Here is a 19,034-nt window from a genome sequence, read left to right on the forward strand (position 1 = left end):
TTGCTTTGGAAGCCCTAATGAAAGCCCCAACCTTTGCCACCCTGCTCTGCCTCCCTCTCCCGCTGCTGGCCGCCGAACGCGACGATGCCCTCAAGCTCCCCGACGTACTCATAAGCGCCAGCCGCCAGGTCGAGTCACGCACCGCCACCAGCGCCGCCAACACCGTCTTCACCCGTACCGACATCGACCGCCTGCAACCCACCAGCGTCACCGACCTACTCGCCCGCGTACCCGGCGTACAAGTGGCCCCCACCGGGGGCCGTGGCAGCCTGCCTGGCATCTTCATACGCGGTACCAAGGCCGCACAGAGCCTGGTGCTGGTCGATGGCGTACGCATCGCCAACGCCACCTCCGGCGACAGCGGCCTGCAATTTCTCGACGTGGACCAGATCGAACGTGTCGAAGTGCTGCGCGGCTCGCGCTCGGCGGTGTACGGCAGCGACGCCATTGGTGGGGTTATCCAGATCTTTACCCGCCGTAGCAGCGGCAACGGCCTGCAACCGCGCCTGCGCCTGGCAACGGGCAGCAACCAGACGTTCCAGCGAAACCTTGGCCTCTCAGGAGGTAATGGCGAAACCCGGTTCAACCTTGGCACCAGCCTGGATGAAACCGCCGGTATCGACTCGACCGGACCATCATTCGCCAGCGATGGCGACCACGATGCCTACCGTAACAAGTCGCTGAACCTGAGCCTGAGCCACACCTTCGGCGAACGGTTCGAAGCCGGCCTGAACCTGCTCGACGACCGTGGCCGCAGCGAGTACGACAACCCGTTCGGCGGCTTCGACCCGGTCACCTTCGAAAGCTTCGGGCAAAAGCCCTACACCGATTTCAGCGTCAGCAGCCTGGGCAGTTACTTCGATGCCCAGCTTACCGACACCTGGCATTCGCGGCTGGAACTGGCCCATAGCGAAAACCGTGACGACAAGCGCGACAAGCTCAGCGCCGAACGCTTTGTGTTCAACACCTACCGGGACCAGGTCACCTGGCAGAACGACCTTGCGCTGGGCGAGCAACACAGCCTGCTGCTCGGCGGCGACTGGTACGAAGACCGCGTGCACGCCAGCACCGATTTCACCGAGGACAGCCGCTGGAACCGTGCCGTCTTCCTCCAGCACCGCTACCGGGGCGAGCAGTTTTCCACCGAAGTGGGCGTGCGCCATGACCGTAACCAGCAGTTCGGCGGCCAGACCACCTGGAGCGGCAGCCTGACCTTGCCGTTGAATGCGCAGAACGACGTACTGCTGTCGTACAGCGAAGGCTTTCGGGCGCCCACCTTCAATGACCTGTATTACCCCCAGTTCAGCAACCCGGGCCTGGACCCCGAGCACTCCAGAAGCTACGAGTTGCAATGGCGCAGCCAGCTGACCACGGACAGCCGCCTGGAAACCTCGCTGTACCGTACCGACCTGCGCGATGCGATCGTGTTCGGCCAGGACTCGTTACCCCGCAACGTCGCCTCGGCACGCATCAACGGTTTCGAGATGGCCCTGGCGCAACAATGGGGCCCGTGGCGCAGCCAGCTGGGCCTGGCACTGATCGACCCGCGTGACCGCGACAGCGGCCACACCCTCGCCCGCCGTGCCCGCCGCACACTGAGCCTGGACCTGGACCGTGAACTGGGGCGTTTCAGCGTGGGGGCAAGCTGGCAAGCAGTCAGCAGCAGCTATGACGATGAAGCCAACCGCAACCGCATCGGCGGCTATGGCCTGCTCGGTTTGCGCGGTAGCTGGGCAGCCACGGATGAAGTGAAACTGGAAGCAAAGCTGGATAACCTGCTGGACCGCGCCTACAACCGTGCCCTTTACAGCTATGAAGGCGCCTACCACCCGTACCGCGAAGAAGGCCGAACGCTGCTGTTCAGCGTTACCTGGACGCCGGCGCTCTAGCCGCGAGCAACGCGCACAAGCGGGCGGTGGCTTCGATCATCTGCCCGCTGGGCCGCTCTAGCCCCTTGTCGGGCACCACCAGCAAGCGGCCATCGGCAACCGCACGCAGTTGCGGCCAGGCCTTCCAGCTCGCGAGCTGCGCCTGATCGCCAGCCAGGATGACCTGCGGGTTGCGCAGCAGCACAGACTCCACATTCACTTGTGGCGCCGGCTGACTGAGGTCGGCGAACACATTGCGCGCCCCGCACACGGCCAAGGCATCGCTGACCACCTGCCGGCCACCCAAGGTGTACAAGGGGCGGTCCCAGACCTGATAGAACACCTGCAATGGCTCATCGCGCCGATACTGCTGACGCAGCTGCCCCAACCGCTCCCGCAGGGCCTGGGCGTACTGATGGCCTTGCTCGGCACGCCCGACGCGCCCGGCAATGGCCTCGATCTGCTCAATCAGTTGCTCGATGTCATGGGGTTCGGCACTGAAAGTGGCAATGCCCAGGCGCTTGAGCTGGTCGCGCTGGGCGGGCGGCACGCTGCCAGGCCACAGCAGTAACAGGTCAGGGCGCAGGCTGAGCAGGCGCTCCATGTCCAGTTGCCCTTGGCGCCCCACCGAGGGCAGGTCGCGCAGCGCCGCCGGCCGTTCGCCACCGTCAAGCACACCCACCAGCAGGTCGTCGGCCTGCAGTTCGAGCATGATTTCAGTCATCGACGGCGCCAGACTGACGACCCGCATGGGTTCAGCGGCCAGTGCGGTGCAGGCTACCAGTACCAGAAGGCCAGCCAGCAGACGCATTAACCGAGCTGACGCGGAATGCGATAGAGGTACAGCACCACCACGGTGGACAGCGCCAGCAGGATCTGCGGCACCGCTTCCAGACCGACCAGCACCGACAGCGCAGCGACCCAGGCCGGGAAGCAGGCATACAGCATGGCCAGGCGCCGAACCCGCGCCAGTTCGATCCAGGCGGCGGGCTCTTCGCCCGTGCCAAGCACCTTGGAGGTGGCGATCAGGGCCCGCTTGTAAGCCCCGAAACGCGGCAGGCTGAGGAACATGGTCGCCGCGCCGGCAATGAACAGTGGCATGGCCAGCACCGGGATCAGTGCGTCACCGCCGCCAAAGGCCCAGGCCATCACCGGCAGCGGCACCAGGCCCACCGCCAGGTACTGCCACCAGGCCAGCGCCAGGCGCCGCTTGACCTCGGCGCGGGTCACGCCTGGGGCGCCTCGCCCTGGTGTTCGTTGCCCAGCATGTGGCCCAGTTTGCCGGCCTTGGTCGCCAGGTAGTAGCGGTTGTGCGGGTTGTGGCCGGTGTGCAGCGGCACACGCTCGGCAACCACGATATTCATGTCGGTCAGGGCTTTGACCTTGCGCGGGTTATTGGTCATCAGGCGCAGCGACTTCACGCCCAGGTGCTCCAGCATCGGCAGGCACATGGCGTAGTCACGCTGGTCGGCGGCAAAGCCCAGGCGCTCGTTGGCTTCGACGGTGTCGGCGCCGCCATCCTGCAGCTCGTAGGCGCGGATCTTGTTCAGCAGGCCAATGCCACGGCCTTCCTGGCGCAGGTACAGCAGCACGCCACGGCCTTCACGGGCGATGGCCTGCAGCGCGGCTTCCAGCTGAGAGCCGCAGTCGCAGCGCTGGCTGAACAGGGCATCGCCGGTCAGGCACTCGGAGTGCAGACGCCCCAGCACCGGCTGACCGTCCGCGATGTCACCCAGGCTGAGCACAACGTGCTCACGGCCAGTGGCTTCATCGAGAAAGCCATGCATGGTGAAAGTCGCGAAAGGCGTCGGGAGTTTAGAGGCGGCAACAAAGACGACGGGCACGTTGTGCTCCTGGAATAAGTAGGAAATTTCTCGTGGGCCGATTGTATCAGCAGGTTGGGGGATGTGGGCTGGCTGAATACCGTGGGTTAAGATCGAAAAGTTCGATGCTTAGGCTATCCAGGCCCGGCCCTGGCTTCAGTGCGGTTTGCTATCCGCAGTGAACGGATACGGCTGCTTCCAGCGCTCGAAGATCGGCTTCAGTTCCCCACTGCGCACCAACTCGGCCATGCGCTTGTCAAACAGCTCGCTCAAGGCTTTGGCCTGGTCGTTACGGGTAAAGGCCAGGTACAGCGGCAGCTCGGCCACATGCGTGCGACGGAAGCGCTCAGGCTGGGAGCTTTGGCCGAGCACGTAGTCAACCTCGGTCAGCGCATCGATATAGAAATCCACCCGGTCATGCTCAAGCATCGGCAAGATGCCTTCGCGGCGCTGAACTTCCCGGAAGTCATGCACATTGGGCAGATAGCTGGCGTAGTCATAGCCGCGTACCCACGCCAGGCGGTATTTCCCCACGTTCTCAGGGGTGGGCACAGGCTTGCTGGCCAGCCCCAAGGCGTAGATGTGGTCCATGTCGAAGTGCCAGCGCGGGTAAAGATTATCGTCGTTCTCTTCCTTGTACGAACCCACCCAGGCATCAGCCTCGCCGCGCTTGACCAGCCCGACCGCCCGGCTATAGGGCGCGCTCTGGGTCACCACCTTGACCCCGGCCGGCTCGAACACCTTGCGCAGCACGTCCCAGGCGACCCCGCTACCGTCGGCGTTGGTGTAATCAAGCCACTCCTCGCTGACCAGGTGGATCTGCTTCGGCACACCGTCAGCAGCGTTCACCCACGGGGCAACACTCAGCAGCATTGCCAGCAGCACAGTCCTTATGGCCATTCACGCGCTCCCTGTTTCAGGCAACCGCCCACACCAGAACCTGCATGCCCAGCCAGGCGAACACGCCGGCCAGGATATCGTCGAGCATGATACCGACGCCCCCGTGCACATGACGGTCGATCCAGCGGATCGGCCACGGCTTGAGGATGTCGAAGAAGCGGAACATCAGGAACCCTGCCAGCAGCCACTGCCAGCCTTCCGGCACCAGCCAGAGGGTGATCCACATGCCGACAATCTCATCCCAGACAATGCCTTCATGGTCGTGTACGCGCAAGTCATTGGCGACTTTGCCGCACAACCAGAAGCCAAACAGCATGCTCACGCCGAGCAGCAGCCAGTAGCCCCAGTCGGGCAGCATCTGCCACAACGGGATGAACGGTATGGCCACCAGCGAGCCCCAGGTGCCCGGGGCCTTGGGCAAGGTGCCGGAACCGAAGCCGAAGGCGATGAAGTGCCACGGGTTGCGCCAGACCGAAGGCGGAACGAACTCCGCAGGCACCTGGTTGGGGTGATCGGTCACGGTGTCTCCCTAAAGTGTTGATAGCCCCGCTGAACGGGGGTGATGTCCCGGCCCTGCGCGTCGCGCAAGGTTACGCCCTGCCCTTCGAGCACACGGCCAATGGTATGCACCTCGACGAAACCGAGGTTTGCCAAGGGCGCCAGCGCCTCAGGCGGCAGCGTGAAGGCCAGCACGTAATCGTCGCCACCCGCAAGCGCAGCCTGCACTGCCGCCTCGCGGCCGAGGAACGCCTCTACAGCAGGAGACACTGGCACCTGATCCAGGTTCACCTCCAGCGCCACGCCGGACGCCTTGGCGATATGCCCACAATCTGCGAGCAGGCCATCGGAGATGTCCAGCGCCGCGGTGGCCTGGCCGCGCAGCAACGTGCCCAGGGTGAGCTGCGGCATCGGCGACCAGTAATGGGCCAGCAGCGGCTCAGCCAGCTCGGCGGGCGCCTCGCGCTCACCCAGTACCAGCGGCAATGCACCGGCGGCCTTGCCCAGCACACCCCCCACGCACAGCAGGTCGCCTGGCCGTGCACCGCTGCGGCGCAACGCCTGGCCAGCCGGCACGCGGCCGAACACGGTAACGGTGATGCTCAGTGGCCCCCGGGTGGTATCCCCCCCGATCAGGCTCATGCGGCAGCGGTGGGCCATGCGGCTTAGGCCGTCCGCATAGGCGGCCAGCCAGTCTGGGCCAACATCCGGCAGGGTCAGGGCGAGGGTAAAGCCGATTGCGGTCGCGCCCATGGCCGCCAGGTCACTGGCCGCCACGGCCAACGAGCGCTGGCCGAGCAGAAGCGGATCGCAGACAGCAGGAAAATGCACCCCGGCGACCAGGGTATCGGTCGACACCGCCAGTTGCTCACCCGGGGGAAGCTGCAGCAGGGCGCAGTCGTCACCGATCCCCAGTGCCACACCCTCGCCGCCCTGCGCACAGGGCGCGGCGGCGAAGTAATGGTTGATCAGCTCGAACTCACCCATGGGCAGGCAGCGCCGGAATCAGCGCTTGTTCGCCTTGACTTCTGCTTCACGCAGGGCCGGAGCGAGCTTGTCCAGCACGCCGTTGACGAACTTGTGGCCATCGGTGGCACCGAAGACCTTGGCCAGCTCGACACCTTCGTTGATCACGACGCGGTAAGGCACATCGACGCGCTTGATCAGTTCCCAGGTGGACAGACGCAGCACGGCCAGTTCGACCGGGTCGAGCTCTTCCAGTGCGATGGTCATGCAAGGCACCAGCGCCTTGTCGATTTCGCCCTTGATTGCCGGGACCCCATGCAGGATCTCGCGGAAATAGGCACCGTCGACATCGGTGAAATCGTTATCCACCCGGAACTGCGCTTCGATCTCGTTCAGCGAATGCTGGGCCATGTGCCACTGGTAGAGGGCCTGGGTCGCGAGCTTGCGGGCTTCGCGGCGCTTGGCGCTCTTCGAGGGCTTGCCGGCATCCGCAGGTTTTGGATCGCGCGGGTTGAAACGATCGCTTTCGTCGCTAATCACTTGGCCTCCAACTGCGCCAGCAGGCTGACCATTTCCAGAGCGGACAGGGCAGCTTCAGCACCTTTGTTGCCGGCCTTGGTGCCGGAACGTTCGATGGCTTGCTCGATGGAGTCGACGGTCAGTACGCCGAAGGCCACCGGAACACCGAACTCCATGGACACCTGGGCCAGGCCCTTGGTGCATTCGCCCGCCACGTATTCAAAGTGCGGGGTACCACCACGGATCACGGCGCCCAGGGCGATGATCGCGTCGTAGGCGCCTTGCTGGGCGACCTTCTGTGCCACCAGCGGGATTTCGAATGCACCCGGGGCACGGATGATGGTGATGTCGCTTTCGCTGACACCGTGGCGTACCAGGGCATCAACGGCACCGCTTACCAGGCTTTCGACGACGAAGCTGTTGAAGCGGCCAACCACCAAAGCATAGCGACCTTTGGGGGCGATGAAGGTACCTTCGATGGTCTTCAGGGTCATTCCGATATTCTCATCTTCAAGAGCGAGGCCGCATGCTGGCGGCCTCGACAGGGGTATGGACTCGAGCTGGAGGGCGTCACTGCCGCCTCAAGTCACTCGGAGGGCACGTATTCTACAACTTCCAGATCGAATCCGGATATCGCATTGAACTTCATCGGCGAACTCATCAGGCGCATCTTGCGCACACCGAGGTCCCGCAGGATCTGCGAACCGGCACCCACGGTGCTGTAGGTGGTTGGTGCCTTGGTCGGTGCATCGCCCGCGCTTTCGCGGATGTGCGCCAGCAACACGTCACCGTCCAGCGGGTGGCCCAGCAGCAGCACCACGCCGCTGCCGGCCTCTGCCACGGCAGCCATGGCCGCACGCAGGCTCCAGCGGCCCGGCTGCTTGACCAGCAGCAGGTCGCGCAGCGGGTCCATGTTGTGCACGCGCACCAGGGTCGGCTCTTCAGCGCAGATCTTGCCCAGGGTCAGGGCCATGTGCACGTCGCCTTCCACCGCATCGCGGTAAGTGACCAGGTTGAACTCACCCAGCTCGCTTTCCACCGGCTGCTCGGAAACGCGCTGCACAGTGCGCTCGTGGATCATGCGGTAGTGAATGAGGTCGGCGATGGTGCCGATCTTCAGGCCGTGCTCGGCGGCGAACACTTCCAGTTCCGCGCGGCGCGACATGGTGCCGTCGTCGTTCATCACTTCGCAGATGACGCCGCTTGGCTCGAAACCGGCCATGCGCGCCAGGTCGCAGGCGGCTTCGGTGTGGCCAGCGCGGGCCAGGGTACCGCCAGGCTGGGCCATCAGCGGGAAGATGTGGCCTGGGCTGACAATGTCTTCGGCCTTGGCATCCTTGGCGGCCGCAGCCTGCACGGTGCGGGCGCGGTCAGCGGCTGAGATGCCGGTGGTGACGCCTTCGGCGGCTTCGATCGACACGGTGAACTTGGTGCCGAAGCCCGAGCCGTTGCGCGGCGCCATCAGCGGCAGCTTCAGCGTTTCGCAACGCTCGCGGGTCATCGGCATGCAGATCAGGCCACGGGCGTGCTTGGCCATGAAGTTGATGTGCTCGGGCAGGCAGCACTCGGCTGCCATGATGATGTCGCCTTCGTTTTCGCGGTCTTCGTCATCCATGAGGATGACCATTTTGCCCTGGCGGATGTCTTCTACCAGTTCTTCGATGCTGTTGAGCGCCACGCGGCACCCCCTTCTCAATCAGGATTTCAAGAAGCCGTTGGCGGCCAGGAAGCTTTCGGTAATGCCACTGCCCTTGCTCGGTTCAGCGGCCTTGTCACCCAGCAGCAAACGCTCCAGGTAACGGGCCAGCAGGTCGACCTCAAGGTTTACCCGACGCCCTGCGCGGTAGTCGGCCATGATGGTTTCGGACAGGGTGTGCGGGACAATGGTCAGCTCGAACTCGGCGCCATTGACCTCATTGACCGTCAGGCTGGTGCCGTCGACGGTGATCGAACCCTTGTGGGCGATGTACTTGGCCAGTTCCTTGGGTGCACGCACACGGAACTGGATGGCGCGGGCGTTATCGCTGCGCGAGATGATTTCACCAACCCCGTCGACGTGGCCGCTGACCAGGTGCCCGCCCAAACGGGTGGTGGGGGTCAGGGCCTTTTCCAGGTTGACCTTGCTGCCACTCTTGAGGTCGATGAATGCGGTGCGCTTGAGGGTTTCGACGCTGACGTCGGCCCAGAAGCCGTCACCCGGCAGTTCGACAGCGGTCAGGCACACACCGTTGACGGCGATGCTATCGCCGAGCTTGACGTCACCCAGGTCGAGCTTGCCGGTTTCGACGTAGACGCGCACGTCGCCACCCTTGGGGGTGAGGCTGCGGATGGTGCCGATGGATTCGATGATGCCGGTGAACATGGGGTCTTCCTCAAAAACGGTTTGCACGGGGCAAGCCCGGCATTATACGCCGGGCGCCGGCAGGGGGATGGCCGTGACCCGCCAGTCATCGCCCACTGCGCGCATTTCGGTAATTTTCAGCCGCGGTGCTTCGCTCATCTTGTCCAGCGGCCAGTCCAGCAATGGGCGGGCGTTGGAGCCGAGGAAAGTGCCGGCGACGAACAGCTGGAACTCGTCGACCAGGCCTTGCCGGGCAAAAGCCCCCACCAGGCCCGCACCGGATTCCAGCAGGATTTCGTTGACGCCACGGGCCGCCAACGCTTGCAACAGCGCAGGCAGGTCGACCTGGCCATTGTCACCTGGCAGGCTCAGCAACTCGTGGCCGGCAGCGGCATAGTGCGGGTCATCTGCGACAGCGGTCACCACCAGTGCCGGGCCGGCCTTGAAGAACGGTGCATCCAGTGGCAGGCGCAGGCGGCCATCGACCAGCACGCGCTGCGGTGTGCGGCTGAGCGCCAGGGCGGTGGTTTCGGGGTCCAGGCCCAGCTCGTCGCCGCGCACGGTCATGCGGGCGTTGTCGGCCAGCACACTGGCAGCGCTGGTCAGTACCACGCTGGAGCGGGCGCGCAGGCGCTGCACCGCGGAGCGGGCAGCCGGGCCGGTGATCCACTGGCTTTCGCCACTGGCCATGGCGGTGCGGCCATCCAGGCTCATGGCCAGCTTGGCGCGCACGAACGGCAGGCCGTGCTCCATGCGTTTGAGAAAGCCCGGGTTGAGCGCGCGGGCCTCGGCTTCGAGCACGCCGCTGGCCACTTCAATACCCGCCTCGGCCAAACGCCGCAGGCCCTGCCCCGCCACTTGCGGGTTAGGGTCCTGCATGGCGGCCACCACCCGCGCCACACCGGCCTTGACCAGCGCTTCGGCACACGGCGGCGTGCGGCCATGGTGGCTGCACGGCTCCAGGGTGACGTAGGCGCAGGCACCGCGGGCACGCTCACCGGCCTGGCGCAGGGCATGCACTTCGGCATGCGGCTCGCCGGCGCGCACGTGCCAGCCTTCGCCGACCACTTCGCCGTCGCGCACGATCACGCAGCCTACACGGGGGTTGGGGTGGGTGGTGTACAGGCCTTTGCGCGCCAGTTCCAGCGCGCGGGCCATGTAGTGGGCGTCAAGGATGGCGGCTTGGCTGGGCATGTTCACTCTTTAGCCGGCTCACGGGCCAGGCGGTCGATTTCTTCGCGGAACTCGTCCAGGTCCTGGAAGCGCCGGTACACCGAGGCAAAGCGGATGTAGGCCACTTCGTCGAGCTTGCGCAACTCGGCCATGACCATTTCACCCACCACCAGAGATTTCACTTCGCGCTCGCCAGTGGCGCGCAGCCGGCTCTTGATGTGCGCCAGCGCCGCTTCCAGGCGCTCGACGCTGACCGGGCGCTTCTCCAGGGCCCGTTGCATGCCGGCACGCAGCTTGTCTTCGTCGAAGGGCTGGCGCGTGCCGTCCTGCTTGATCAGCCGGGGCAGCACCAGTTCGGCGGTTTCGAAGGTGGTGAAACGCTCGCCACAGGCCACGCATTCGCGGCGGCGGCGCACCTGCTCGCCCTCGGCGACGAGGCGAGAGTCGATGACCTTGGTGTCGTTGGCACCGCAAAAGGGACAGTGCATGGTGGCAGGCAACAAAAAAAGGGAGGGCCATGGTAGCGCATTGCACTGGCAAGACAAGCCAAAGGGGTTAACATCCATGGGAATTCTGCCCGCGAAGGACTACCCCATGCACTACCGAGCGCTCGTCGTGCTGTGCTGCGCCGCCCTGCTCGCCGCTTGCGGCAGCGACAGGCCCAAAACCGATACGCCTGCGGCGCCCACGCCAGCCCGCACGGCCAAACAGGCCGAAGTACTCGGCCCGTTGCCGGCCTACCAGCGCGAACTGAGTGGTACCTTGCTGGAAATCCCGGCCGGTGCCGACGTGGAGCTGGCCTTGCTGGTCATCGACGAACGCGACCGCCCGCAACGCCTGCTGGCCAGCAGCAACCTGACCGGCACCGGCCAGGCCCTGCCCTACCACCTGCGCTTCAACCCCGAGGCCTTCCCGGCCGGCGCGCGGGTCGAGCTGCGTGGCCGTGCCAGCAGCTCCGGCCAGCTGATCATGCACCTGCCACCGGTGCGCATTACCCAAGCCCAGACCCAGGCCACCGGCCCGCTGCGTTTCGAGAAGGCGCCGTAAGTGCCTCCGCTGGCCCTGCAACAGGCCCTCAGCGGCCTGATCGGCGAAGCGCGCCTGGTGGTCAGCGAGCTGCCCGGCTGCGACCTGAAGCTGTGGCTGATCGACGACCAGAACATGGACCGCGCCTTCAACAGCGAAGAAACCCGGCGCATTCTTGAAGAGCCGCCCTACTGGAGCTTTTGCTGGGCCAGCGGCCTGGCCATGGCCCGCTACCTGGCCGAACGCCCTGAATGGGTGGCCGGCAAGCGCGTGCTGGACTTTGGCGCCGGCTCCGGAATCGCCGGCATTGCCGCCGCGCGTGCGGGTGCACTGGAAGTGGTGGCCTGCGACCTCGACCCGCTGGCCCTCGATGCCTGCCGCGCCAATGCCGCGCTGAACGGGGTTGAGCTCAACTACAGCAGCGACTTCTTTGCCGAAGAAGACCGCTTTGACCTGATCCTGGTTGCCGATGTGCTGTATGACCGCGCCAACCTGCCGCTGCTGGATGCCTTCCTCGGTCGCGGCCGCCAGGCGTTGGTGGCAGACTCGCGGGTACGCGACTTCAGCCACCCGCTGTACCGGCAGTTGGGCGTGCTCGAAGCGCTGACCCTGCCAGACCTGGCCGAGCCACACGAATTCCGCCGGGTCAGCCTGTACCACGCCAGCCGCGACACCTTATAGTGGTGCCATACACGAGTTTGCGAGAGTCGCGATGACCCAAGACACGCCTTACATTTTCGACGCTACAGATGCCACCTTCCAGCAACTGGTGATCGAGAACTCCTTCCACAAGCCGGTGCTGGTGGACTTCTGGGCCGAGTGGTGTGCGCCGTGCAAGGCGCTGATGCCATTGCTGGCCAAGATCGCCGAGGGTTACCAGGGCGAGTTGCTGCTGGCCAAGATCAACTGCGACGTGGAGCAACAGGTGGTTGCCCAGTTCGGCATCCGCAGCCTGCCGACCGTGGTGCTGTTCAAGGATGGCCAGCCGGTAGACGGCTTTGCCGGTGCCCAGCCGGAATCGGCGATTCGCGCCATGCTCGAACCGCATGTGCAGATGCCTGCCGCACCTGCAGCTTCGCCACTGGAACAGGCCAAGGCGCTGTTCGCCGAAAGCCGCTTTGCCGAAGCCGAAGCGCTGTTGCAGGCGCTGCTGGGTGAGGACAACAGCAATGCCGAGGCGCTGATCCTGTATGCCCGCTGCCTGGCCGAGCGTGGTGAGTTGGGCGAGGCCCAAGTGGTGCTGGATGCGGTCAAGACCGATGAGCACAAGGCTGCGCTGGCCGGTGCCAAGGCCCAGCTGACCTTCCTGCGCCAGGCAGCCAGCCTGCCAGAAGTGGCGGACCTGAAAAGCCGCCTGGCACAGAACCCACAGGATGACGAGGCGGCTTATCAGCTGAGCATTCAGCAGCTCGCGCGCCAGCAGTATGAGGCGGCGCTGGAGGGGTTGCTGAAGCTGTTCCAGCGTAACCGTGGCTATGAGAACGGGCTGCCGCAGAAGGCGTTGCTGCAGGTGTTCGAGTTGCTCGGCGGCGATCACCCGCTGGTTGGCGTGTATCGCCGCAAGCTGTCGGCGGCGATGTTCTGACCTGAAGTTTTCTGCGAGGGCTTTGCCCTCGTTCGCGGGCATGCCCGCTCCCACAGGACCTCTACTGTGCTTCAGAATGGAGGTATACCTGTGGGAGCGGGCGAGCCCGCGAAGAGGCCAGAACAGGCAATACAGGGTTATCCAACCCAGTGATAAACCGGCGCATCCACGCCACTTTCCACTTTCACTTCACTGCTGTGCCGCAGGCGCACCAGCAGCCGCTTGCCCGCTGCCGTACTCCCCGCCAGTCCCTCCAGCCTGTCCAGCAATTCCGGCCCGCTCATCTGCCCCGCCAGGCGCAACACCTCGCGCGCCGCAGTCCACTGCCCGTCATCCTGTCGCGGTGCCGCCATGGTTTCCGCTGCTGCAACCTGCGCCGCTACCGGCACCTCAACCTGCCGCCCCAGCTGCGCCCACTCTTCAGGCGCCAACTCGATGGTCAGGTCCACCGGCCAGTTACCAATCTGTCCACGAATTCTCATGATGCATTCCTTGAACCCAGGTCAATGCACCCATGCTACCGCAACATGAAACCTGCGCCATGCAGGCTGGCGGCACGCAGAAAAGTTGTTATAACATAACTCAATCATTCAGCCCGCCCCGGAGCCGTCCATGCGTCGCCTGCTGCTTGCCCTGCCCTTCGCCTTGCTGCCACTGGCCGTGGCCCATGCCCACGATGACCATGATCACGACCACGCCCATGGCACCCTCGGCGCCCACGAACATGGCGTCGCCAAGCTCAACGCCGTGCTCGATGGCAACACCCTGGAGCTGGAGCTGGACAGCCCGGCAATGAACCTGGTCGGCTTCGAACATGCCGCCAGCAGCGATGCCGACAAGGCCAAGGTCGCCGCCGTGCGCCAGCAGCTCGAACAGCCCCTGAAGCTGTTCGGCCTCTCTGCTGCAGCAGGCTGCAAAGAAGACCAGCAAGAACTGGAAAGCCCGCTGTTCGGTGACGCCCCGAAAGCCGACGACGATGGCGACGAACATGAGCACGGCCACCAGCACAGTGACATCGGCGCCCACTACCAGCTGACCTGCGCCAACCCCGACAAACTGGCACAAGTGGACCTCGGGCCGCTGTTCAAGGCCTTCCCGGCCACCCAGAAGATCAACGTGCAACTGATCGGCCCGAATGGCCAGAAAGGTGTGGAAGCCACGCCGGCCAAGGCAGCGGTCGCTTTCTGAATGAGCCAGTCGCTGATCGAACTGCACGACCTGGTATACGCCTGGCCAGGTCAGCCGCCGCTGCTGGATATCCCGGCCTTCCACCTGGACGCTGGTGAAGCCCTGTTCCTCAAGGGCCCCAGCGGCAGTGGCAAGACCACCTTGCTGGGCCTGCTGGGCGGCGTGAACGTACCGGCCGAGGGCCGCATCCAGTTGCTTGGCCAGGACCTTGGCAGGCTGGGCCAGGGGGCGCGTGACCGCTTCCGCGTTGACCACACGGGTTATATCTTCCAGCAGTTCAACCTGCTGCCGTTCCTGTCGGTACGTGAAAACGTCGAGCTGCCCTGTCGCTTCTCGCGCAGCCGCAAGGCCCGCGCCGAGCAGCGCCATGGCAGTGTCGACCAGGCTGCCAGCACGCTGCTGGCCCACCTGGGGCTGGATGACTCCGCCCTGCTCGCCCGCCGCGCCGACAGCCTGTCGATCGGCCAGCAGCAAAGGGTGGCCGCCGCCCGCGCACTGATCGGCCAGCCCGAGTTGGTGATTGCCGACGAACCGACCTCGGCGCTGGACGCCGATACCCGTGAAGCGTTCATCCGCCTGCTGTTCGACGAATGCCGCGCCGCCGGTGCCAGCCTGCTGTTCGTCAGCCACGACCAGAGCCTGGCGCCACTGTTCGACCGCCACCTTTCCCTGGCCGACCTCAACCGCGCCGCCAAGCCCCGGGAGGCCTGATGTACCTGCTCCGTCTTGCCCTGGCCAGCCTGGCCAACCGCCGTTTTACCGCCTTCCTCACCGCGTTTGCCATCGCCCTGTCGGTGTGCCTGCTGTTGGCCGTGGAGCGCGTTCGCACCGAGGCCCGCGCCAGCTTCGCCAGCACCATCAGCGGTACCGACCTGATTGTCGGCGCCCGCTCTGGCTCGGTGAACCTGCTGCTGTATTCGGTATTTCGCATTGGCAACGCGACCAACAACATCCGCTGGGACAGCTTCCAGCATTATGCGCAGGACCCACGGGTGAAGTGGGCGATCCCTATCTCGCTGGGCGACTCGCATCGCGGCTACAGGGTGATGGGCACCACGACGGATTACTTCGACCATTACCAGTACGGCCGCCGTCAGCACCTGGAATTGAGCCAGGGGCGTGAGTTCGCCAGCGACCCGTTCGAGGTGGTACTCGGTGCCGAAGTCGCCGAGGCGCTGCACTACAAGCTGGGTGACAAGCTGGTGCTGGCCCATGGCGTGGCAGCGATCAGCCTGGTCAAGCATGACGACAAGCCGTTCACCGTGGTTGGCGTGCTCAAGCGCACCGGCACACCGGTCGACCGCACCTTGCACATCAGCCTGGGCGGCATGGAAGCCATCCATATCGACTGGCACAACGGCGTACCGGCCCGTGGCGCCGGGCGCATCAGCGCCGATCAGGCACGTACGATGGACCTGCAACCTGCTGCCATCACTGCGTTCATGCTGGGTTTGAACAACAAGATCGCGACCTTCAGCTTGCAGCGGGAGATCAACGAGTACCGCAGTGAACCGTTGCTGGCGATCCTGCCTGGGGTGGCCCTGCAAGAACTGTGGAGCCTGATGGGCACGGCGGAACAGGCGCTGTTCGTGGTGTCGCTGTTCGTGGTGCTGACCGGCTTGATCGGCATGCTCACGGCCATTCTCACCAGCCTCAACGAGCGCCGGCGAGAAATGGCAATCTTGCGGTCGGTCGGGGCCAGGCCGTGGCATCTCGCAGGGCTGCTGGTGCTGGAAGCGTTGTCACTGGCCGCAGTCGGGATCGTGGCCGGGCTGGGGTTGCTGCATGCAGGAATCGCCCTGGCGCAGGGGTATGTGCAGGCCAACTATGGTTTGTATTTGCCACTGGCGCTGCCGAGTGCTCATGAGTGGACCTTGCTGGCTATCATCCTTGGGGCCGCGTTGCTGATGGGTAGCGTGCCGGCTTGGCGGGCTTACAGGCAGTCGCTGGCTGATGGCCTGTCCATTCATCTTTAAGAGCCTGCAATGATCAGAAACCTCACTGCCTTCTTCGCGGGCTCGCCCGCTCCCACAGGGAGCACCACAGGCTTCGGACCCTGTGCAGGTCCTGTGGGAGCGGGCATGCCCGCGAAGAGGCCGGCAATGTACATGCTGCTGGCCCTGCTGTTGGTGATAGCGATGCCTCTGTGGGCCGCCGAACCCAAAGAGCTGGACTGGCCTGCCCTAATCCCCGAAGGTGCCCCGGTCATCCCGCCACAGCTAGCGCCGCTGCATGACATGTCACAGCTCAGCAACGCCCTGTCTGCCGAGTCCGCCCCACCCGCGCGCCAGCAAGCCCCCGACGCGCCCGTGGTGAAAAGCCTCGACGGCCAGCAAATCAAACTGCCCGGCTACATTGTGCCACTTGAGGTAAGCGAGGAAGGCCGCACCACCGAATTCCTGCTGGTGCCTTACTACGGCGCGTGCATCCACGTGCCCCCGCCACCCTCAAACCAGATCGTGCATATTTTCAGCGAAATGGGCGTACGCGTCGAAGACCTCTACCAACCCTACTGGATCGAGGGAAAGATGCAGGTTAGAGCCTCCACCAGCGAACTGGCCGATGCCGGCTACCAGATGGAAGCCGAGAAAATATACGTTTATGAGCTGAGATGAGAACTGTTTCGAATTCATGAAGACGCTTCTTTGAGCTGGGTCAAACTTTGTGTTTAACCAGCTCCGTACCATTGGACTACTCGATTAATAACGTCCTTTGGGAGCTTCCATGAACAAGTCCTTGCTCGGCGCCTCGCTTGTGGCCCTTGCGCTCGCCGCCCCTGCCGCCCACGCCTACCAGGCGGGGGACATGATCCTGCGCGCAGGCGCCATCACCACCGCCCCGAACGAGAGCAGCGGTGACCTGAAGTTCGACGGCAACAAGGTGTCGGGCACCAAGGCGACCCTGGACAGCGACACCCAGCTGGGCCTGACCTTTGCCTACATGCTCACCGACCACATCGGCCTGGAGCTGCTGGCAGCCACCCCGTTCAAGCACACCGTGGGCGTAAAAGGCCTGGGCGGCGGGCTGGACGGCAAGCTGGCAGACATCAAGCAGTTGCCACCGACCCTGTCGCTGCAGTACTACCCGATGGAGCCGAACTCGCGCTTCCAGCCGTATGCCGGTGTGGGCATCAACTACACCCTGTTCTTTGACGAAGACTTGAGCAGCGCACGCAAGCAACAAGGCTTCAGCAACCTCAAGCTGCAAGATTCGGTAGGGATTGCCGGCCAGCTGGGCATGGACTACATGCTCACCGACAACCTACTGGTCAACGCCTCGGTCTGGTATGTCGACATCGACACCAAGGCCAGCGTCAACGGCCCGACCGCACTGGGCTACAGCAAGACCAAGGTCGACGTAGACGTCGACCCGTGGGTGTACATGGTCGGCCTTGGCTACAAGTTCTGACCGGAACACGGCAGGGCGGCTTCGGCCGCCCTTTCTCGTTGCAGCCACAGCCAGTACCCCAGCGCGACCGCACTGATGGCCATGCCAAGCCCACACACCGCAAGCCACCCCCATCGGGCATACACCCCGCTCGCCAGCACCGCACCCAACCCGCTACCGACCGAATAGCAGCACATATAAGCACCAATCAATCGGCTAGCCATCGCGCCACGCCCTGCCAGCAACACGCTCTGGTTGGTGACATGCACTGCCTGCACGGCGAAGTCCAGCATCAACACACCGAGCACGAAAACGATCAACGACTGCCCGACAAAGGCCGTGGGCAACCACGACAGCGTCAGCAACGCCAGCGCCAGCCCGGTGGTGCGCGCTCCCAGCCCTAGGTCGGCCAAGCGACCAGCGCGCGCTGCCGCCAACGTACCCGCCACACCTGCCAGACCGAACAGGCCAATTTCGGTATGGCTCAACGCCAATGGCGCAGCGCTCAGAGGCATGACCATGGCGCTCCACAGCACGCTGAACGCGGCGAAGATCAATACGCCGAACACGCCGCGCTGGCGCAACAGCCTGTCGTGCCGAAACAAGCGGAATTGGGACACGATCAGCGCCCGGTAACCGGGACGCTGCACCAACGGCTGCCCGCTTGGCAAACAGCACCACAGCACCAACGCCAGCGCCAGCAACAGCACTGCTGCGACCAAATAAACACTGCGCCAACCGGCCAGGTCAGCCACCCCACCCGCTACCAGGCGCGCCAACAGAATGCCCAGCACCACGCCGCTCGTGACGGTGCCTACCGCTTGCCCTTGCTCAGCGGGCGAGGCTAGGCTGGCGGCATGCGCCACCATCACCTGCACCATCACGGCCATCAGCCCGGTGATGGCCAGCGCCAGCAACAGCATCACCCAGTTTGGCGCCATGCCCACGCCGACCAGCGCCAAGGCCGAGAACAGCAACTGGCCGAGCAACAGGCGTTTGCGGTCGATCAGGTCCCCAAGCGGCACAATCAGCAGCAGCCCCAGGGCATAGCCCGCCTGGGTTGCACCCACTACCCAGCCAATCTGCTGCTGTGCCACACCCAGTTCGGCGGCCATCGATTCAAGCAACGGTTGGGCGAAGTACACCGTCGCCACCGCCATGGCGCTGGTGATGGCAAGCAGCAGGGTTATCCAGCGTGTCATCGGGATGGCCTCAACAATGTAGTTTCGAATTGAAACTACTTATGGCTATTTAGCAAAAGTGGTTTTAATCTGCAACCAGACAATCAGGACAGGCCTGCCACATGCTCGATGAAAACAATGCGCAATGCCCGGTAGCCCGTGCCTTGGAGGTATTGGGTGACCGCTGGGCGCTGATGATCCTGCGCGATGCCTTCGATGGCCTGCGACGCTTCAGCGAATTTCAGAAGAACCTGGGGCTGGCGAAGAACATCCTCGCCTCACGGCTCAAGCTGCTGGTGGAAAGTGGGTTGCTGATGACGCAGCCAGCTTCGGATGGCAGTGCCTACAAGGAATATGTGCTGACCGAGAAAGGGCGGTCGGTGTTTCCGGTGGTGGTAGGCCTGAGGCAGTGGGGGGAGCGGTTTTTGTTTGAAGCGGGTGAGGTGCGTTCGGAGCTGGTGGAGGGTACTACCGGGCAAGCGCTTGAGACATTGCAGGTAAGGGCTTTAGATGGGCGAATAATGAAGGCCGAAGATTGCCTGCGCAGAGTGGTGCGGCATGGATGAATTTTGGGGCCGC

Annotated in this window: 24 protein-coding genes; 10 read left to right on the forward strand and 14 right to left on the reverse strand. The window is 64.4% G+C overall.

Features of this window, described 5'->3' with window-relative positions; genetic code table 11:
* Positions 1 to 17 precede the first annotated feature (17 nt).
* A complete protein-coding gene (locus N436_RS19490; protein ID WP_110741768.1) occupies positions 18 to 1,889 on the forward strand; it encodes a TonB-dependent receptor domain-containing protein in 1,872 nt (623 codons plus the stop codon).
* Here the strand turns inward: N436_RS19490 and N436_RS19495 are convergent.
* The 12 genes from N436_RS19495 to nrdR form a co-directional block, all read right to left on the reverse strand.
* A complete protein-coding gene (locus N436_RS19495) occupies positions 1,867 to 2,679 on the reverse strand; it encodes a cobalamin-binding protein (RefSeq protein WP_110741769.1) in 813 nt (270 codons plus the stop codon). The two genes, N436_RS19490 and N436_RS19495, sit on opposite strands and share 23 nt — an antisense overlap.
* Positions 2,679 to 3,098 carry an MFS transporter gene (locus N436_RS19500; RefSeq protein ID WP_110741770.1) on the reverse strand — a complete coding sequence of 140 codons (420 nt, stop codon included), beginning with the start codon at positions 3,096 to 3,098 and terminating at the stop codon, positions 2,679 to 2,681. The genes N436_RS19495 and N436_RS19500 overlap by 1 nt, the downstream gene beginning before the upstream one ends.
* Positions 3,095 to 3,712 carry a GTP cyclohydrolase II gene (ribA, locus tag N436_RS19505; protein WP_012270291.1) on the reverse strand — a complete coding sequence of 206 codons (618 nt, stop codon included), beginning with the start codon at positions 3,710 to 3,712 and terminating at the stop codon, positions 3,095 to 3,097. Before ribA ends, N436_RS19500 begins: the two co-directional genes overlap by 4 nt.
* A 135-nt stretch (positions 3,713 to 3,847) precedes the next feature.
* Positions 3,848 to 4,591 carry an ABC transporter substrate-binding protein gene (locus N436_RS19510; protein ID WP_110741771.1) on the reverse strand — a complete coding sequence of 248 codons (744 nt, stop codon included), beginning with the start codon at positions 4,589 to 4,591 and terminating at the stop codon, positions 3,848 to 3,850.
* A gap of 16 nt (positions 4,592 to 4,607) precedes the next feature.
* The gene (locus tag N436_RS19515) at positions 4,608 to 5,111 is read right to left on the reverse strand and encodes a phosphatidylglycerophosphatase A (protein WP_003255391.1); all 504 of its coding nucleotides are present in this window, start codon (positions 5,109 to 5,111) and stop codon (positions 4,608 to 4,610) included.
* Positions 5,108 to 6,076 (reverse strand): thiamine-phosphate kinase, encoded by a 969-nt coding sequence (gene thiL / locus N436_RS19520; protein ID WP_110741772.1) that lies wholly within the window; start codon positions 6,074 to 6,076, stop codon positions 5,108 to 5,110. The genes N436_RS19515 and thiL overlap by 4 nt, the downstream gene beginning before the upstream one ends.
* A gap of 18 nt (positions 6,077 to 6,094) precedes the next feature.
* Positions 6,095 to 6,595: a transcription antitermination factor NusB gene (gene nusB / locus N436_RS19525; protein WP_003255393.1), complete on the reverse strand. Its 501-nt coding sequence runs from the start codon at positions 6,593 to 6,595 to the stop codon at positions 6,095 to 6,097.
* Entirely contained in the window at positions 6,592 to 7,068 is a 477-nt protein-coding gene (gene ribE / locus N436_RS19530) for a 6,7-dimethyl-8-ribityllumazine synthase (RefSeq protein ID WP_003255395.1), read from the reverse strand. The genes nusB and ribE overlap by 4 nt, the downstream gene beginning before the upstream one ends.
* 92 nt (positions 7,069 to 7,160) lie before the next feature.
* Complete coding sequence (ribBA, locus tag N436_RS19535; protein ID WP_012270288.1) at positions 7,161 to 8,252, reverse strand: bifunctional 3,4-dihydroxy-2-butanone-4-phosphate synthase/GTP cyclohydrolase II; 1,092 nt, start codon at positions 8,250 to 8,252, stop codon at positions 7,161 to 7,163.
* Positions 8,253 to 8,270: 18 nt separating this feature from the next.
* A complete protein-coding gene (locus tag N436_RS19540; protein ID WP_003255399.1) occupies positions 8,271 to 8,936 on the reverse strand; it encodes a riboflavin synthase in 666 nt (221 codons plus the stop codon).
* Positions 8,937 to 8,978: 42 nt separating this feature from the next.
* The gene (gene ribD / locus N436_RS19545) at positions 8,979 to 10,109 is read right to left on the reverse strand and encodes a bifunctional diaminohydroxyphosphoribosylaminopyrimidine deaminase/5-amino-6-(5-phosphoribosylamino)uracil reductase RibD (protein WP_110741773.1); all 1,131 of its coding nucleotides are present in this window, start codon (positions 10,107 to 10,109) and stop codon (positions 8,979 to 8,981) included.
* Between the two features lie 2 nt (positions 10,110 to 10,111).
* A complete protein-coding gene (gene nrdR, locus N436_RS19550) occupies positions 10,112 to 10,576 on the reverse strand; it encodes a transcriptional regulator NrdR (RefSeq protein WP_009685710.1) in 465 nt (154 codons plus the stop codon).
* Between the two features lie 106 nt (positions 10,577 to 10,682).
* Between nrdR and N436_RS19555 the strand changes: the two genes are divergently transcribed.
* From N436_RS19555 to trxA, 3 genes are read left to right on the forward strand one after another with little or no spacing between them, the layout of a single operon-like run.
* The gene (locus N436_RS19555) at positions 10,683 to 11,135 is read left to right on the forward strand and encodes a YbaY family lipoprotein (protein WP_105948250.1); all 453 of its coding nucleotides are present in this window, start codon (positions 10,683 to 10,685) and stop codon (positions 11,133 to 11,135) included.
* Positions 11,136 to 11,795, forward strand: a complete 660-nt coding sequence (locus N436_RS19560) for a methyltransferase (RefSeq protein WP_110741774.1) — start codon at positions 11,136 to 11,138, stop codon at positions 11,793 to 11,795.
* A gap of 31 nt (positions 11,796 to 11,826) precedes the next feature.
* Positions 11,827 to 12,699 (forward strand): thioredoxin, encoded by an 873-nt coding sequence (gene trxA, locus N436_RS19565; protein WP_016715351.1) that lies wholly within the window; start codon positions 11,827 to 11,829, stop codon positions 12,697 to 12,699.
* Between the two features lie 137 nt (positions 12,700 to 12,836).
* Here the strand turns inward: trxA and N436_RS19570 are convergent, their stop codons facing one another.
* On the reverse strand, positions 12,837 to 13,181 hold the full coding sequence (locus tag N436_RS19570; RefSeq protein ID WP_105948248.1) for a hypothetical protein: 345 nt from the start codon (positions 13,179 to 13,181) through the stop codon (positions 12,837 to 12,839).
* A 130-nt stretch (positions 13,182 to 13,311) separates the two neighbouring features.
* On the opposite strand from N436_RS19570, the gene N436_RS19575 reads away from it, so the two are divergent.
* The 5 genes from N436_RS19575 to N436_RS19595 all read left to right on the forward strand — a co-directional run bounded on the left by N436_RS19575 (position 13,312) and on the right by N436_RS19595 (position 17,295).
* Positions 13,312 to 13,887: a DUF2796 domain-containing protein gene (locus N436_RS19575; protein WP_105948247.1), complete on the forward strand. Its 576-nt coding sequence runs from the start codon at positions 13,312 to 13,314 to the stop codon at positions 13,885 to 13,887.
* On the forward strand, positions 13,888 to 14,598 hold the full coding sequence (locus tag N436_RS19580) for an ABC transporter ATP-binding protein (RefSeq protein WP_105948246.1): 711 nt from the start codon (positions 13,888 to 13,890) through the stop codon (positions 14,596 to 14,598).
* Positions 14,598 to 15,863: an ABC transporter permease gene (locus tag N436_RS19585; RefSeq protein WP_110741775.1), complete on the forward strand. Its 1,266-nt coding sequence runs from the start codon at positions 14,598 to 14,600 to the stop codon at positions 15,861 to 15,863. Before N436_RS19580 ends, N436_RS19585 begins: the two co-directional genes overlap by 1 nt.
* A 126-nt stretch (positions 15,864 to 15,989) precedes the next feature.
* Positions 15,990 to 16,502, forward strand: a complete 513-nt coding sequence (locus N436_RS19590; RefSeq protein ID WP_110741776.1) for a DUF3299 domain-containing protein — start codon at positions 15,990 to 15,992, stop codon at positions 16,500 to 16,502.
* 109 nt (positions 16,503 to 16,611) lie between these two features.
* On the forward strand, positions 16,612 to 17,295 hold the full coding sequence (locus N436_RS19595; RefSeq protein WP_014589498.1) for an OmpW family protein: 684 nt from the start codon (positions 16,612 to 16,614) through the stop codon (positions 17,293 to 17,295).
* Here N436_RS19595 and N436_RS19600 read toward each other — a convergent pair.
* Positions 17,283 to 18,476, reverse strand: coding sequence for an MFS transporter (locus tag N436_RS19600; protein ID WP_110741777.1), 1,194 nt, complete (start codon positions 18,474 to 18,476; stop codon positions 17,283 to 17,285). The genes N436_RS19595 and N436_RS19600 overlap by 13 nt on opposite strands.
* 101 nt (positions 18,477 to 18,577) lie before the next feature.
* Between N436_RS19600 and N436_RS19605 the strand changes: the two genes are divergently transcribed.
* A complete protein-coding gene (locus N436_RS19605) occupies positions 18,578 to 19,021 on the forward strand; it encodes a helix-turn-helix domain-containing protein (protein ID WP_110741778.1) in 444 nt (147 codons plus the stop codon).
* Positions 19,022 to 19,034 lie beyond the last annotated feature (13 nt).

The sequence above is a fragment of the Pseudomonas sp. RV120224-01b genome (genome assembly GCF_003208145.1).
GTDB lineage: Bacteria > Pseudomonadota > Gammaproteobacteria > Pseudomonadales > Pseudomonadaceae > Aquipseudomonas > Aquipseudomonas monteilii.